Consider the following 13,410-nt stretch of genomic DNA (forward strand, 5'->3'; position numbering starts at 1 on the left):
CATGACCACCACTGCTCCCCGTACCACCGGCGCCGTCGCCGCCGGCCTCGCCACCCTCGCCGGTGACGGCACCGTTCTCGACACCTGGTTCCCCGCCCCCGAGCTCACCGAAGAGCCCGGCGAGGCCGGCACCACGCGACTCTCCACGGACGAGGCGGTGAACGCCCTCGGCGAGGGCGCCGCCAAGGCCCTCGGCGTGGACGCCCGCCGCGGCGTCGAGGTGGTCGCCGTCCGCACCGTCATCGCCTCCCTCGACGAGAAGCCGCTCGACGCCCACGACGCGTACCTCCGCCTCCACCTGCTCAGCCACCGTCTGGTGAAGCCGCACGGCCAGAGCCTGGACGGCGTCTTCGGCCTGCTCGCCAACGTCGCCTGGACCTCGCTCGGCCCGGTCGCGGTCGACGACGTCGAGAAGGTGCGGCTCAACGCCCGCGCCGAGGGCCTCCACCTCGCCGTCACGAGCATCGACAAGTTCCCCCGCATGACCGACTACGTCGTGCCCGCGGGCGTCCGCATCGCCGACGCCGACCGGGTCCGCCTCGGCGCCCACCTGGCCGCCGGCACCACCGTCATGCACGAGGGCTTCGTCAACTTCAACGCCGGCACCCTCGGCACCTCCATGGTCGAGGGCCGCATCTCCGCGGGCGTCGTCGTCGGCGACGGCTCCGACATCGGCGGCGGCGCCTCCACCATGGGCACCCTCTCCGGCGGCGGCAACGTCGTCATCTCCATCGGCGAGCGCTGCCTGATCGGCGCCGAGGCGGGCGTCGGCATCGCGCTCGGCGACGAGTGCGTCGTCGAGGCCGGTCTGTACGTCACCGCCGGCACCCGGGTCACCATGCCCGACGGCGAGATCGTCAAGGCCCGCGACCTCTCCGGCCGCTCGAACATCCTCTTCCGCCGCAACTCGGTCACCGGCGCCGTCGAGGCCCGCCCGAACAACGCGGTCTGGAGCGGCCTCAACGAGATCCTGCACAGCCACAACTGAACCCGGTGACTCCGCGTTGACTGGGTGCGGAGTCACCGCACCCAGTCAAGGCGAGGAGTCGGCATGAGGATGAGGACGAGGCCCGTGGTCGCGGGGGTGCTCACGATGGCGGCGGCCCTGCTGCCGGCCGGGACGGCCGCGGCGGACGAGACGCACACGCACAACGGCCCGACGGTGACCAACGGGCCCGCCCTCAACCTCCACACCGGGCAGATCGACGATCCGCTGGAGGACGTCCTGGAGCACGCGGCGATCCTCGGGCGGACGAACACCACCGACTCCGCCTGAGCCGACTCCGCCTGAGCCGACTCCGCCTGAGCCGGCTCAGTCCCGCAGCAGCTCGTCGAGCAGGACCCGCAGCCCGTCGGCCGTCTCCCGGTCGGCGGGCTGCAGCGGTTCCCGGACCGGGCCGCCGAGCAGCGCCTTCACGGTGACCGTCCCCGGCAGGCCGCCGGCCATCATCCGCTCGACGAGCGGCAGCGTCCGGGCGTGCAGCCGGGCGGCCAGGGCGGTGTCGCCGGAGTCGTACGCGTCGAGGACGGCCGCGAAGAGGCGCGGCGCCACGTTGGCGACCGTGCCGACGTAGCCCGCGCCGCCGACCGCGTACAGCGGGAGGTTCAGCTCCTCGCTGCCGGAGTAGTACGCCAGCCCCGTCTCGGCGATCAGCCGGGCGGCGGCCAGCAGGTCGTACGAGCAGTCCTTCACGGCCGTGATCCTCGGGTGCCCGGCGAGCCGGCGCAGGGTGTCGGGCTCGACGCGGGTGCCGGTGCGGCCGGGGATGTCGTAGACCATCAGCGGCAGCCCGGTGGCGTCCGCGACCTTCAGGAAGTGGGCGGCGACCGCGTCCTGCGGCGGGCGGCTGTAGTACGGGGTGACGACGAGCAGCCCGTCGGCGCCGGCCGCCTCGGCCTGGCGCGCCAGCTCCACGGTGTGCCGGGTGTCGGCCGTGCCGACCCCCGCGACGAGCGGGGCCGCCGGGCCGACCGCCTCCCGCACGGCCCGGATCAGCGCCGCCTTCTCCGCGTCCGTGGTGGTCGGGGACTCCCCGGTGGTGCCGTTGAGGACCAGGCCGTCGCAGCCGTCCCCCAGCAGCCGGGCGGCCAGCTTCGCGGCGGCGTCGAGATCCAGGGCGCCGGAGTCGGTGAACGGGGTGACCATCGCGCACAGGGCGCGACCGAAGGGCCGGTGAGTGCTCATACGGGAAGTCTGTGCGCCGCCGACGGTGAAGGTCCACTTAGATCTGCTTGGCCGGAATGTTCAGCCGGGCTGAGAAGTGGCAGCTCAGAGGGCCAGCTTGAAGCCCTCGTGGCTGCGGGCGTAGCCGAGCGAGGCGTAGAAGCGGTGGGCGTCGGCGCGCTCCTTGTTGCTGGTCAGCTGGACGAGGGCGCAGCCGCGCCCGCGCGCCCGGTCCGCCGCCAAGTCCATCAGCCGGCGGCCGAGCCCGCCGCCGCGCCGGTCGGCCCGGATCCGGACGGCCTCGATCAGGGCCCGCTCGGCGCCGCCCTTGCCGAGCCCCGGGATGTAGGTGGCCTGGAGGCAGCCGAGGACGAGCCCGTCGTCCACCAGGACCAGCATCTCGTTGCGCGGGTCGGCCTCGATGGCGGCGAAGGCCCGCTCGTACGCCTCGGTGACGCGGACCGACGCGGGGTCGACGACCCGCTCCTCGTCGGCGAGGAGGGCGAGGACGGCGGGGAGTTCGGCGCGGGTGGCGGGGCGAAGAATCATGGCCGGAAGTCTTCCATGCCGGCCCTTGACCTCGACCAAGGTTGAGGGAGGAGGGTCGAACCGTCCGCACCGAGCAGGAGGAGACACCCCATGAATGCCGTCGCACACCCCGATGCCCGTCCCGACCTCCACCGCCCCGGGGTCGGCGCCGTCCTCGTCAGCACCTGGCGGGTCGGCACCCCCGAGCGTCAGCGCGCCGCCGTCGAGGCGATCCGGAAGGCCTGGGAGAGCCGTGCGTGGCCGGACCTCGGCCTGCTCTCGTACAGCGTCCTCGCCGGGACGGACGGGGAGACGCTGCTGCACTACTCGCAGTGGACGGAGGAGAAGGCGTACGAGGACTTCGTCCGCACCTACCGCGACGACCGGAACGCCGAGATCGACGCCGCCGTGCCCGGCATCGAGCGGGTGGAGCTCCGCCGCTACGGGGCGATCCACCGCTCCACCGCCCGCCGCGCGACGGGCACGGGGGAGCTGCCCGGGGTCGTCGTCATCGTCGAGGCCGACTTCGACCCGTCCGACGCGGGCCGCCGGGAGGAGTGGGTGGACCGCGTGTTCGACGCCCTGGACGAGGACGCGGCGACGCGGCCCGTGCCCGGCGGGATCAGCGGCCAGTTCCACCTCTCCACCGACGGCGGCCGGGTCCTCAACTACGCCGAGTGGGAGAGCGAGCGGGCCCATGAGGAGTGGCTGGCGGACGACGCCCCGCTGAGCGAGGCGTGGGCGCGGGTGCACCGCCACCCGGCGCTCGCCGGCGGCCGGGTGCGCAGGTACGCGCCCGCGCTCAGCCTGAGCGCGGGCGCGTAGCGGGGGATCCGGGTTACGGGCGGAAGCGCAGGACCTGCGGGTCGTGGTCGCTGTTCTGGTCCGCGAACTCGGCGTTGACGTGCACGCTGTCGTACTCGAAGTGGTGCACGCCGGGGCTGGTCAGGATCTGGTCGAGGACCTGGCTGTTGCCCTGGTAGACGTACGAGTAGCGCTCCGAGCGGGGCAGCGACTTCACGGCCGGGTAGAGGGCGTCGCCGTCGGTCAGCGCCTCGGTCGTGCCGGAGAACTCGAAGTCGTTGATGTCGCCGACGACGAGGACGTCCGCCTGCTTGTCGACCGCGATGACCTCCTTCACGAAGGCGTTGACGGCCTGCGCCTGGAGGAGGCGCTTGGCCTCGGAGGAACGGTTCGGCGGCTGGTGGTGGGAGACGAGCGACTCGTCGCCGCCCTTCGAGCCGAAGTGGTTGGCGATGACGAAGACCGTCCGGCCGCGGAAGGTGAACTCGCCCGCCAGCGGCTTGCGGCTGGACTCCCAGGCGGCGTTCGCCGGGTCGATCCGGCCGGGGGAGAGGGTGAGGGCGGCGCGGCCCTTCGAGCCCGTGACGCCGGTCGCGGTGGTCGCGTCGCCGCCCGCGCGGTCCACGAAGGAGACCCGCTCGGGGTTGAAGAGGAAGACCTGACGGATGTTGCCGCCGGGCTCGCCGCCGTCCTTGTTGTTCTCCGGGTCGATCGACCGCCACTCGTACGCGGGACCGCCGGCCGCGACGATCGCGTCCGTGAACTTCTTCAGCGTCTGGCCGGCCGAGACCGTGCCGTCGTTCTTGGCGCCGTTGTCGTCCTGGATCTCCTCCAGGGCCAGGATGTCCGGCGCGGCGAGGTTCTCGACGACCGCCTTGGCGAGCGCGTCGAACTTCTCCTGCGGGTCGCTCGGGTCGAGGTTCTCCACGTTGTACGTGGCCACGGCCAGCTCGTTCTTGTGCTGCTTCGCGGTGACCTCGCGCTCCAGGCCCATGTCCCGGAGGGTGCCGAGGGTGCGGGCGGTCAGCGTGTAGCCGCCGAACTGGTTGAAGTCGAGCGGGCCCTCGGTCGAACCGGTCAGCCAGTCGCCGACGTTCGCCTTCGGGAAGGGCTGCTGGGCGAGCGGGATCAGCGACTGGATCTGGAGCCGGCCGGTGTTCTGGGACTCGTACGAGCCGTAGACGGTGCCGCCGCGCTCGTTGTCGTTCTCCCAGGGCTTCACCGTGACCCACAGCTCGGAGTACGGGTCGGTGGCGCCGACGACCCGGGAGGAGCCGACGCGGACGTTGGTGCCCTCCAGGGACTCGTAGTAGTCCAGGGCGTACGTCTCGGGGTCCAGCTCCAGGCCGTTGACGGAGCCGCCGTTCGCCGGGTCGCCGGCGGGTGCGTAGGCGTCCGGCACCGACCAGGGGGCGATGGTGACCGGGGCGGGCAGGGCATTGCCCTGGGAGGCCACGGTGACCTTGGGGCGGGAGAGCTGGGTCAGCGACTGGTTGCCGGAGTTCAGGCCGCCGGGCACGTACTCGGTGACCGTGCCGTCGACGCTGACCGCGTCGCCGACCGCGACCGTCGGGTTCGAGCCGGTGAAGACGAACAGGCCCTCGCTGGTGGCGGGGTTCTCGTCGCCCTGCGGGTCCTGCATCCAGAAGCCGCGCGAGGAGCCGTAGGTCCGGACGCCGGTGACGACGCCGGTCACCCCGGTGACCTGCTTGCCGACCAGCGGCGAGACCCGGGTCGTGCCCTGGACGTCGTGGATGCGGACCGCGGCGGCGTCCTCGGCCACGGCGGTCTGCGAGCCGGCGAGCAGTCCGGCCGCGAGGGCGGCCGCGACCACCGCGGAGACGGCGGCGGTTCTCGGTATGGAGGAAGACATCAGGAGGCTCCGAGGGTGCTTGGAGGAACGGCAGAGGGATCTACGCGCGTCAATCTCTTGTGAGAGCACACCACTTGTCAAGGGTCGACGGGTGTACGAAGGCTGACGGGCCCGTGAACCGTCGGGAGGCCCCCCGGATGCGTCTACGCTGAGGGCGCCGGCCCCCACCGGCACCGGACCGGTTCCCGTCGGTCCCCATCGCGAACCCCACAAGCCCACGCGCGCGTCGAGGAGTCCCCCACATGGCTGCGGAGCACCCCACCCTTCCCCCCGTTCGGCTGCCCTCGGACGCGGAGCTGGCTCGGGACGCCCTGGCCGCCCCCCTCCTCGCCCACGCCGTGCGCCTCGCCCGCTGGGCCGGACCGGACACCCGGGTCGGCGCGGGCGGCGAACTCGTCGACGAGCAGCTGCCGGACGCCGCGGGCGTCCTCGGCCTCGGCGACGACGAGGACGCCGAGTACTGGGCGGGCGACGCCTGGCGGCTCGCCGTCGACACCGGCCTCGTCGACGTCGAGGACGGCGCCGACGACGACACCCCCGGCACCGCCGCCCCCGGCGAGAACCTCGCCGTCGTCACCGGCGGCGCGCCGAAGGACGTGCTCGCGCTCTGGCTCGACGCCTTCGAGGCCGTCTTCGCCGACGCCGTCGCGCCCGTCCTCGACGACCTGGAGCCGCTGCTCGACGAGGACGGCGGCCTCGACCTCGACACCCTCGACTGGGACCCGGAGGCGGAGGCCGACTTCCTGGAGGGCGTCCTCGGCAACCTCTACCTGCTGACCGTCAGCGAGGGCGGCCCCGGCGAAGGGCCCGTGCCGCTGCCCGCGCTCGCCGCCTCCATGGTCGTCCCCGAGGACATGGGCGAGCCCACCGACGACGTCCTGGAGCAGGTCTCCGACGCGATGATGCGGCTCGACGAGCAGTTCCGGCTCCTGGAGCCGATCGGCCTCGTCGAGTACCAGCCCGTCGACGAGGCCCTGATGGCCGAGGAGGGCGAGGAGCCCGCCCCGCCCGTCGACGACGAGGACGTCTCCCGCTACGGCATGGTCCGGCTCACCCCGCTCGGCCTCTACGGCGTCCGCACCCGCATGGTCGAGGCCGGCGTCGACGCCCCCGCCGTCGGCGACCTCGCCGAGCGGGACGCCGAGGCCCTCCTCACCGGGCTCACCGGCTACCCGGAGGCCGCCGCCCGCGCCGAGACCGAGGCCTGGCTCGCGGGGCGCGAGCCGGTGCCCGCCGCCGCCGAACTCCTCGCCGCCGCCCGCGGCTCCGACTCCGCCTCCCCGCTCCGCCGCCTCCACTGCCAGCAGGCCCTGGCCCTCGTCGGCCCCGAGGCCGAGCCGGTGGTCCGCGCGGTCCTCGACGACCCCGAGCTCGGCGGCCTCGCCCGCGTCTGGCTCGCCGAGCGCGGCGCGGCGGACGTCCCCGCCCCGCCGGAGTCCATGATCTTCTGGCTCGCCGTGGACACCATCGCCGCCCAGCTCGACGCCGGCGGCGACCTGGAGGAACTCCAGGAGCTCGTCGAGGGCCTGACGAGCCGCCACACCGGCTTCCTGGAGACCGCCTGGCGGGTCGAGCACCCCTACACGGCCGAGGTCCTCGACGCGATGGGCCGGCTCCACCCGGACAAGACGGCCGCCAAGGAGGCCCGCAAGGCCGCCTTCAAGGCCCGCTCCCGCACCGGCTCGGCCTGACCCCACCCCGGCTCCGGCGGCCGCGGGGTGCCTCCCCCACACCGGGGGAGGCGCTCCGCGGCCGTTCCCGCGCCGTTCAGCCGCCGTTCCCGCGGGCGCGCGAGGGTGTGCCCGACAACCGGCCGCCAGTAGGGGAGAGACCGCACATCATGGCCCTCAACCGCAGAGAGTTCACCAAGAAGTCCGCCGTCGCGGGCGTCGTGCTCACCGGCGCCGTCGGCGTCCTCGGCACCGCCCCCGAGGCCCTCGCGGGCGACGACCGCGCCCACGGCGGGGCCGGCCACGACGACGACCACGATCGCGGCCACGACGACGACCACGGTCACGGCCACCACCGCCTCGGCTACGGCCCGCTCGTCGACGACCCCGACGGCGTCCTCGCCCTCCCCGAGGGCTTCTCCTACCGCGTGATCACCCGGACCGGCGTCACCCGCCTGGAGAGCGGCGAGTTCACCCCGTCCAACCACGACGGCGCCGCCACCTTCGCCGGCCCGCGCGGCAGCACGTACCTCGTCTACAACCACGAGCTCAAGGGCCCCCGCGCGAACTGGGCCCACCCCGTCCCGCTCACCGAGGGCCTCGTCTACGACCCGGCCGCCGCCGGCGGCTGCACCGTCGTCGAGGTGCACCGCGACGGCACGGTCGCCGAGTGGGTCGGCATCTCCGGCACCTCCACCAACTGCGCCGGCGGCCGCACCGCCTGGGGCACCTGGCTGACCTGCGAGGAGAACTCCGACCTCGCCGGCAAGAACGGCATGACCAAGGACCACGGCTACGTCTTCGAGGTCGACCCGCGCGACCGCCGGGCCAACCTCGACCCCAAGCCGCTGAAGTTCTTCGGCCGGTACGACCACGAGGCCGTCGTCGTCGACCCCCAGCGGGGCCACGCCTACCTCACCGAGGACGCCTCCAACCCCAACGGGCTGCTCTTCCGCTGGGTCCCGCCGCGGGGCTTCGAGCACGGCCGGGGCCGGTACCGTCCGCTCGCCGACGACGCCGGCGTGCTCCAGGCGGTCCGGTGCATCGACTCCGCGGGCCGCTTCGTCGACGACCTCTCCCGCGCCACCCGCATCGGCACCGTCTACGGCGTCGACTGGGTCGACGTCCCCGACCGCGACGCCCGCACCACGCCGGTCCGCAAGCAGTTCACGGACGGCCAGGTCACCCGCGCCCGGAAGCTGGAGGGCATGTGGTGGGGCGACGGCGGCGCCTACGTCGTCTCCTCGTACGCCCGTGAGGAGAGCCCCGGCGCGGCCCACGACGGCCAGGTCTGGTTCTACGACCCCAAGCGCCGCACCCTCACCCTCAAGGTCCTGCTCGGCGTGAACCCGGCGCCCGAGGAGGACGGCGCCTACGACGGTCCGGACAACATCACGGTCTCGCCGTACGGCGGGCTCGTCATCGCGGAGGACGGCGAGGGCGTGTCGCACCTCTTCGGCGCCACCGACTCCGGCCGCACCTACCCGATCGCCCGCAACGACCTCAACGACTCCGAGTTCACCGGCGTCGTCTTCTCGCCCGACGGCGACACCCTGTACGCCTCCATCCAGAGCCCGGGCATCATGGTCGCGATCACCGGCCCCTGGCGCCGCCAGCCCCGCCGCTGACGCCCCGCCGGCCCGGCCGTCACTGCGGGGAAGCCGTGAGGATTCCCGTCGGGTTCGCGACGGGTTCCTGCCGGATCCACCGACCCCCTGTCGCCTCCATGGACTGACATCTAACCTGTCAGTCCATGGACGACGCTCTGCGGCCCGTGGGCCGGACCCTGCTGCGCGACCGGGCCTACGAGTCGCTGCGCGAGGCGATCGTGCGCGGCGAACTCGCCCCCGGCGCCCTGCTCAAGGACGCCGACCTCGCCGACCGCCTCGGCCTCTCCCGCGCCCCCGTCCGCGACGCCCTCGCCCGGCTCACCGTCGAGGGCCTCGTGGAGACCAAGCCGCAGAGCTACACCCGGGTCACCCGGCCGGTCAGCCGGATCGTCCGGGACGCCGCCTCCGTGGTGCGGGTGATGCACGAACTCGCCGCCCGCACCGCCGTGCCGCTCCTCGGCCCCGAGGCCATCCGCGCCATGCGCGAGGCCAACGAGCGCTTCGCCGCCGCCGTCCGGGCCTCCGACGTCGAGGCCGCCCTCGCCGCCGACGACGAGCTGCACCAGGTCCTCGTCGGCGCCAGCGGCAACCACGCGGCCGCCGCCACCATCGACCGCTACACCCCCCTGATCCGCCGGGTCGAGCGCCGGCTCTTCGGGGACTCCGGCAGCTGCGGCTCCGTCGAGCTCCACGCCCGCCTCATCGACGCCTGCGCCGCCGGCGACGCGGAGGCGGCCGTCCGCATCACCAGCGAGATCTGGGCCGCGCTCGAACAACTGGCGGACGACGCCATCGAGGTGGCCGAGGTCACCGGCATCCCCGCCCCGGTCTGACCCGACCGGGGCCCCGAGCCCCCAAGCCCCCGAGCCCCCGAGCCTCCGTCCCCGGAGCCGTACTCCTCGTCGTCCCGCCCGCCACCCCAGGGAGAGCCAGCCGTGCCGATCACCGACTTCGACCGTTACCCGCTTCTCTTCGGGCCCTCGCCGGTGCATCCGCTGGACCGGCTCGCGCACCATCTCGGCGGCGCCGCGCTGTGGGCCAAGCGCGAGGACTGCAACTCCGGTGTCGCGTACGGCGGGAACAAGACGCGCAAACTGGAGTACCTCGTCGCGGACGCCCTCGCACAGGGCTGCGACACCCTGGTCTCCATCGGCGGGGTGCAGTCCAACCACACCCGCCAGGTCGCCGCGGTCGCCGCCCGCGCGGGGCTCAGGTGCGTGCTGGTGCAGGAGAGCTGGGTCGAGTGGCCGGACGCCGTCTACGACAAGGTCGGCAACATCCTGATCAGCCGGCTCGCCGGAGCCGATGTGCGGCTGGTGCGGGCCGGTTTCGGGATCGGCTTCAAGGAGAGCTGGGAGCAGGCGCTGCGCGAGGTCGAGGAGGGCGGCGGGAAGCCGTACGCGATCCCGGCCGGTGCCTCCGACCATCCGCTCGGCGGCCTCGGCTTCGCCAACTGGGCCTACGAGGTGACCGAGCAGGAGCGGGAGCTCGGCGTCTTCTTCGACACGGTCGTCGTCTGCTCGGTGACCGGCTCCACCCAGGCCGGCATGGTCGCCGGCTTCGCCGCACTCGCGGAGGAGGGCGGCCGGCCGCGCCGGATCATCGGCGTCGACGCCTCCGCGAAGCCCGCCGAGACCCACGACCAGATCACCCGGATCGCCCGGGACACCGCCGCCCTCATCGGCGTCGAGCGCGAGCTGACCGGTGCCGACGTGGAGCTGGACGAGCGCTACCACGCCGGCGTCTACGGCGTCCCGGACGAGGCCACCCTCGACGCGATGCGGCTCGCCGCCCGCACCGAGGGCATGGTCACCGACCCCGTCTACGAGGGGAAGTCGATGGCCGGGCTGATCGACCTGGTGGACCGGGGCGAGATCGGCCGGGACTCGACCGTGCTCTACGCCCACCTCGGCGGCCAGCCCGCCCTCAACGCCTACAGCGCGCTGTTCTCGTAGCGCGCGGGACGGCCGCTCAGAGCGCCTGGGCGGCCGGCTTCACCATGCCCCGGACCGTCCGGGACTTCACGAACTCGCCCATCGCCGTCATCTCCCACTCGCCGGTGAACTGCTTGATGAGCTTGGCCATCATCACGCCGGTCTGCGGCTCGGCGGTGGTCAGGTCGAAGCGGACCAGCTCCTCGCCGGTCGCCGCGTCCATCAGCCGGCAGTACGCCTTGGCGACCTCGGTGAACTTCTGCCCGGAGAAGGAGTTCACCGTGAAGACCAGGCCGGTGGCGTCGGCGGGCAGCCGTCCGAGGTCGACGGTGATGACCTCGTCGTCGCCCGCGCCCTCGCCCGTCAGGTTGTCCCCGGAGTGCCGGACCGCGCCGCCGAGGATGGTCAGCTTGCCGAAGTAGCAGCTGTCCAGGTGGTTGCGCTGGGGGCCGTAGGCGATGACCGAGGCGTCCAGGTCGATGTCCTTGCCCCGGTACGCGGGCTCCCAGCCGAGGCCCATCTTCACCTGGGAGAGCAGCGGACGGCCGCCCTTGACCAGCGACACCGTCTGGTTCTTCTGGAGGTTGACCCGGCCCTTGTCGAGGTTGATCTTGCCGGTGGGCGCAGGAGCGGCGGCGGGGGCGGCCGGGGCCGCGGCGGCGAGCCGCGGGTCCACCGGCGGGGCCGGCGGCATCGGCGGGGGCGTGAAGGACGGCAGCGTCTGGCCGGGCTGCGCGGGCGGGGCCACCGCCGCCGGCGGGACCGGGGCGGCGGCGGGCTCCTCGTCCACGCTCACGCCGAAGTCGGTGGCGATGCCGGCCAGGCCGTTCGCGTACCCCTGGCCGACGGCGCGGACCTTCCACGCGCCGTTGCGCTGGTAGATCTCGACGACCACCAGGGCCGTCTCGGTGGCCAGCTGCGGCGGGGTGAAGGTGGCGATGACCGCGCCGCTGTCGGCGTCGCGGACGGTCGCGGTGGGCTCGATGCCCTGGAAGGTCTGTCCTGCGGCGTCCGGGCTGGCCGTGACCACGATCCTCTCGATGCCGGCGGGCAGGCCGCCGGTGTCCACCACGATCGCGTCCGGCGCCGTGCCGCCGCCGGAGCGGTAGGTGACACCGGGGCCCGCGGGCTGGTTGTAGAAGATGAAGTCGTCGTCCGAGCGCACCTTGCCGTCGGCGCCGAGCAGCAGGCCCGAGACGTCGAGCCGCACGGGGGCGGCGACGTCCACCGCCACGCGGGGGGCGGTGAGCGGAAGGTTCGAGCCGGGGGTCATTGCGGTCATGCCAGGCCTAACGCTCCGGGGCGCTTTGCCGTTCCCTTACCCGCGACGGGTTCGGCCACCCTGGTTACGGGGGTGGTTCCGGGCCTGCCGTTCGTTGCCGAAGCGATACGCCCCCGTCCAGCGGGCCATCAGCAGCTGGACGTCTCCGGACTCCGCCTCGGCCAGGAACCTCGCCGCCCTGGCACCGCGCAGCACCCCGGCGGCGCGGCCGTGGTGGGTGAGGACGACGGAGCCGTCCTTGCGCTCTTCGTACGCGAATCCCCGGGGTCGTGGCATGACGGGCATCCTGCCCGTCCCGGGCAGGTCCGTCATATGAATTATCTTTCGCTTCGTGGGTGCTGTGGGTGGGAACTCTTTTACGACCGGGGACGTCGACGAGGCGCGTCAGGAACTCGACGCGCGCTACTACACGAGCCGGATGGACGTCGTCGACGAGCACCGCTCCTTCGCCGCCCGCTTCGACATCGTCGAGTTCGGGCCGCTCGTCATCGGCGACCTGAGCTGCGGCGCCGACGTCCGGATGAGCTTCGGCGAGCTCGGCGCCTACCACGTCAACGCGCCGCTCAGCGGCACCATGGAGATGCGCCAGGGCCGCGGCCCCGCCGTGTACGCCTCCGCCCGTGACGCGCTGCTCCTCGATCCCGCCGGCGACACCTTCCTCGACCGGTGGAGCGGCGACGGGCGGATCCTCTCCGTCAAGGTCGGCGCCACCGAGCTGCGCGACCGCCTGGAGAGCCTCCTCGGCCGCCCGGCGCACGGCGGCCTCGCCTTCCGGCCCGGCCTCGACATCTCGCGCGGCCCGGGCCTGAGCTGGGTGCGCTTCGCCCGCCGGGTCGCCGCCGAGGCGCTCGCCGGAGAGGGCCTCGCCCACCACGAGCTCGTCGCACGGCCGCTCCAGGAGGCGCTGCTCAACGGCCTGCTGCTGGCCGCCGAGCACCCCTGGCGGGACGAGCTCGCCCACCCCGGAGGGCCGCGCCGCCCGGCCCCGGTCAAGCGGGCCATGGACGCGGTCCGCGAGCGCCCCGAGCACCCCTTCACCACCACCGAACTCGCCCTCCACGCGCGCGTGAGCGTCCGCCGCCTCCAGGAGTCCTTCCGGGAGTACGTCGGGATGTCGCCGATGGCGTACGTCCGCGAGGTCCGGCTCGAACGGGTCAGGGAGGAGCTGCGGACGGCCGAACCGGACGAGGTGAGCGTCAGCGAGGTCGCCTGGCGCTGGGGCTTCGCCCACCAGGGCCGTTTCGCCGCGCGCTACCGCGAGCGGTTCGGCGAGTCCCCGTCCCGGACGCTGCGGACGGCCCCCTGAGGCGGCCCGCCGTCCGGGGCGCGCCCCGTGTGCCCCCGCGCGCATCCGTCGACCGCGCAATCCGGACAGAGGCCGCGTTACGCGGCTCGCGGTGATCTTGGTGGCCGCCTACGGTGGGGAGCGTCCGGCGCTGCCAGCGCGCGCCGTCGAACCGGGCCCGGCCGGCTCCCCCGTATCACCGGCCGGGCCCGTGGCATTCCCCGGACGCGCCCCGCCTCTGGACACCCTCCTCGGCTCCT

At 73.7% G+C, this 13,410-nt stretch carries 13 protein-coding genes; 8 read left to right on the forward strand and 5 right to left on the reverse strand.

The window, feature by feature from the left end:
• Position 1 precedes the first annotated feature (1 nt).
• Positions 2 to 988 (forward strand): 2,3,4,5-tetrahydropyridine-2,6-dicarboxylate N-succinyltransferase, encoded by a 987-nt coding sequence (dapD, locus tag AB0E19_RS07510; protein WP_362174754.1) that lies wholly within the window; start codon positions 2 to 4, stop codon positions 986 to 988.
• A gap of 69 nt (positions 989 to 1,057) precedes the next feature.
• The gene (locus AB0E19_RS07515; protein ID WP_362174757.1) at positions 1,058 to 1,276 is read left to right on the forward strand and encodes a hypothetical protein; all 219 of its coding nucleotides are present in this window, start codon (positions 1,058 to 1,060) and stop codon (positions 1,274 to 1,276) included.
• A gap of 36 nt (positions 1,277 to 1,312) precedes the next feature.
• On the opposite strand, the gene dapA is transcribed toward AB0E19_RS07515, so the two are convergent.
• Both dapA and AB0E19_RS07525 read right to left on the reverse strand, forming a co-directional pair.
• On the reverse strand, positions 1,313 to 2,185 hold the full coding sequence (gene dapA / locus AB0E19_RS07520) for a 4-hydroxy-tetrahydrodipicolinate synthase (protein WP_362174760.1): 873 nt from the start codon (positions 2,183 to 2,185) through the stop codon (positions 1,313 to 1,315).
• An 84-nt stretch (positions 2,186 to 2,269) separates the two neighbouring features.
• Complete coding sequence (locus tag AB0E19_RS07525; RefSeq protein ID WP_362174763.1) at positions 2,270 to 2,713, reverse strand: GNAT family N-acetyltransferase; 444 nt, start codon at positions 2,711 to 2,713, stop codon at positions 2,270 to 2,272.
• A gap of 90 nt (positions 2,714 to 2,803) precedes the next feature.
• Here AB0E19_RS07525 and AB0E19_RS07530 point away from each other — a divergent pair, with 90 nt between their 5' ends.
• The gene (locus AB0E19_RS07530) at positions 2,804 to 3,517 is read left to right on the forward strand and encodes an antibiotic biosynthesis monooxygenase (protein WP_362174766.1); all 714 of its coding nucleotides are present in this window, start codon (positions 2,804 to 2,806) and stop codon (positions 3,515 to 3,517) included.
• 13 nt (positions 3,518 to 3,530) lie between these two features.
• On the opposite strand, the gene AB0E19_RS07535 is transcribed toward AB0E19_RS07530, so the two are convergent.
• Positions 3,531 to 5,369 (reverse strand): endonuclease/exonuclease/phosphatase family protein, encoded by a 1,839-nt coding sequence (locus AB0E19_RS07535; RefSeq protein WP_362174769.1) that lies wholly within the window; start codon positions 5,367 to 5,369, stop codon positions 3,531 to 3,533.
• A 242-nt stretch (positions 5,370 to 5,611) separates the two neighbouring features.
• Between AB0E19_RS07535 and AB0E19_RS07540 the strand changes: the two genes are divergently transcribed.
• The 4 genes from AB0E19_RS07540 (at position 5,612) to AB0E19_RS07555 (ending at position 10,604) form a co-directional block, all read left to right on the forward strand.
• The gene (locus AB0E19_RS07540) at positions 5,612 to 7,060 is read left to right on the forward strand and encodes a hypothetical protein (protein ID WP_362174772.1); all 1,449 of its coding nucleotides are present in this window, start codon (positions 5,612 to 5,614) and stop codon (positions 7,058 to 7,060) included.
• Positions 7,061 to 7,209: 149 nt separating this feature from the next.
• The gene (locus AB0E19_RS07545; RefSeq protein ID WP_362174775.1) at positions 7,210 to 8,667 is read left to right on the forward strand and encodes an alkaline phosphatase PhoX; all 1,458 of its coding nucleotides are present in this window, start codon (positions 7,210 to 7,212) and stop codon (positions 8,665 to 8,667) included.
• 125 nt (positions 8,668 to 8,792) lie between these two features.
• Positions 8,793 to 9,482, forward strand: a complete 690-nt coding sequence (locus AB0E19_RS07550; RefSeq protein WP_362174778.1) for a GntR family transcriptional regulator — start codon at positions 8,793 to 8,795, stop codon at positions 9,480 to 9,482.
• Between the two features lie 102 nt (positions 9,483 to 9,584).
• Positions 9,585 to 10,604 carry a 1-aminocyclopropane-1-carboxylate deaminase gene (locus AB0E19_RS07555; protein WP_362174781.1) on the forward strand — a complete coding sequence of 340 codons (1,020 nt, stop codon included), beginning with the start codon at positions 9,585 to 9,587 and terminating at the stop codon, positions 10,602 to 10,604.
• 16 nt (positions 10,605 to 10,620) lie between these two features.
• Here the strand turns inward: AB0E19_RS07555 and AB0E19_RS07560 are convergent, their stop codons facing one another.
• Both AB0E19_RS07560 and AB0E19_RS07565 read right to left on the reverse strand, forming a co-directional pair.
• Complete coding sequence (locus AB0E19_RS07560) at positions 10,621 to 11,865, reverse strand: TerD family protein (protein ID WP_362174784.1); 1,245 nt, start codon at positions 11,863 to 11,865, stop codon at positions 10,621 to 10,623.
• Positions 11,866 to 11,901: 36 nt separating this feature from the next.
• Complete coding sequence (locus AB0E19_RS07565; protein WP_362174788.1) at positions 11,902 to 12,141, reverse strand: hypothetical protein; 240 nt, start codon at positions 12,139 to 12,141, stop codon at positions 11,902 to 11,904.
• 55 nt (positions 12,142 to 12,196) lie between these two features.
• Here AB0E19_RS07565 and AB0E19_RS07570 point away from each other — a divergent pair, with 55 nt between their 5' ends.
• Complete coding sequence (locus tag AB0E19_RS07570; RefSeq protein ID WP_362174791.1) at positions 12,197 to 13,171, forward strand: AraC family transcriptional regulator; 975 nt, start codon at positions 12,197 to 12,199, stop codon at positions 13,169 to 13,171.
• Positions 13,172 to 13,410: the final 239 nt, after the last annotated feature.

The organism is Streptomyces sp. NPDC047974, from assembly GCF_040653375.1.
Classification (GTDB): Bacteria; Actinomycetota; Actinomycetes; order Streptomycetales; family Streptomycetaceae; genus Streptomyces.

What these genes read in the sequence shown, in the direction of transcription:
- AB0E19_RS07515 (WP_362174757.1), top strand. Translation starts at nt 1,058, where the DNA reads ATGAGGACGAGGCCCGTGGTCGCGGGGGTGCTCACGATGGCGGCGGCC.
- AB0E19_RS07550 (WP_362174778.1), top strand. Translation starts at nt 8,793, where the DNA reads ATGGACGACGCTCTGCGGCCCGTGGGCCGGACCCTGCTGCGCGACCGG.
- dapA (WP_362174760.1), bottom strand. Translation starts at nt 2,185, where the DNA reads ATGAGCACTCACCGGCCCTTCGGTCGCGCCCTGTGCGCGATGGTCACC.
- AB0E19_RS07545 (WP_362174775.1), top strand. Translation starts at nt 7,210, where the DNA reads ATGGCCCTCAACCGCAGAGAGTTCACCAAGAAGTCCGCCGTCGCGGGC.
- dapD (WP_362174754.1), top strand. Translation starts at nt 2, where the DNA reads ATGACCACCACTGCTCCCCGTACCACCGGCGCCGTCGCCGCCGGCCTC.
- AB0E19_RS07565 (WP_362174788.1), bottom strand. Translation starts at nt 12,141, where the DNA reads ATGCCACGACCCCGGGGATTCGCGTACGAAGAGCGCAAGGACGGCTCC.
- AB0E19_RS07560 (WP_362174784.1), bottom strand. Translation starts at nt 11,865, where the DNA reads ATGACCGCAATGACCCCCGGCTCGAACCTTCCGCTCACCGCCCCCCGC.
- AB0E19_RS07540 (WP_362174772.1), top strand. Translation starts at nt 5,612, where the DNA reads ATGGCTGCGGAGCACCCCACCCTTCCCCCCGTTCGGCTGCCCTCGGAC.
- AB0E19_RS07530 (WP_362174766.1), top strand. Translation starts at nt 2,804, where the DNA reads ATGAATGCCGTCGCACACCCCGATGCCCGTCCCGACCTCCACCGCCCC.
- AB0E19_RS07525 (WP_362174763.1), bottom strand. Translation starts at nt 2,713, where the DNA reads ATGATTCTTCGCCCCGCCACCCGCGCCGAACTCCCCGCCGTCCTCGCC.
- AB0E19_RS07535 (WP_362174769.1), bottom strand. Translation starts at nt 5,369, where the DNA reads ATGTCTTCCTCCATACCGAGAACCGCCGCCGTCTCCGCGGTGGTCGCG.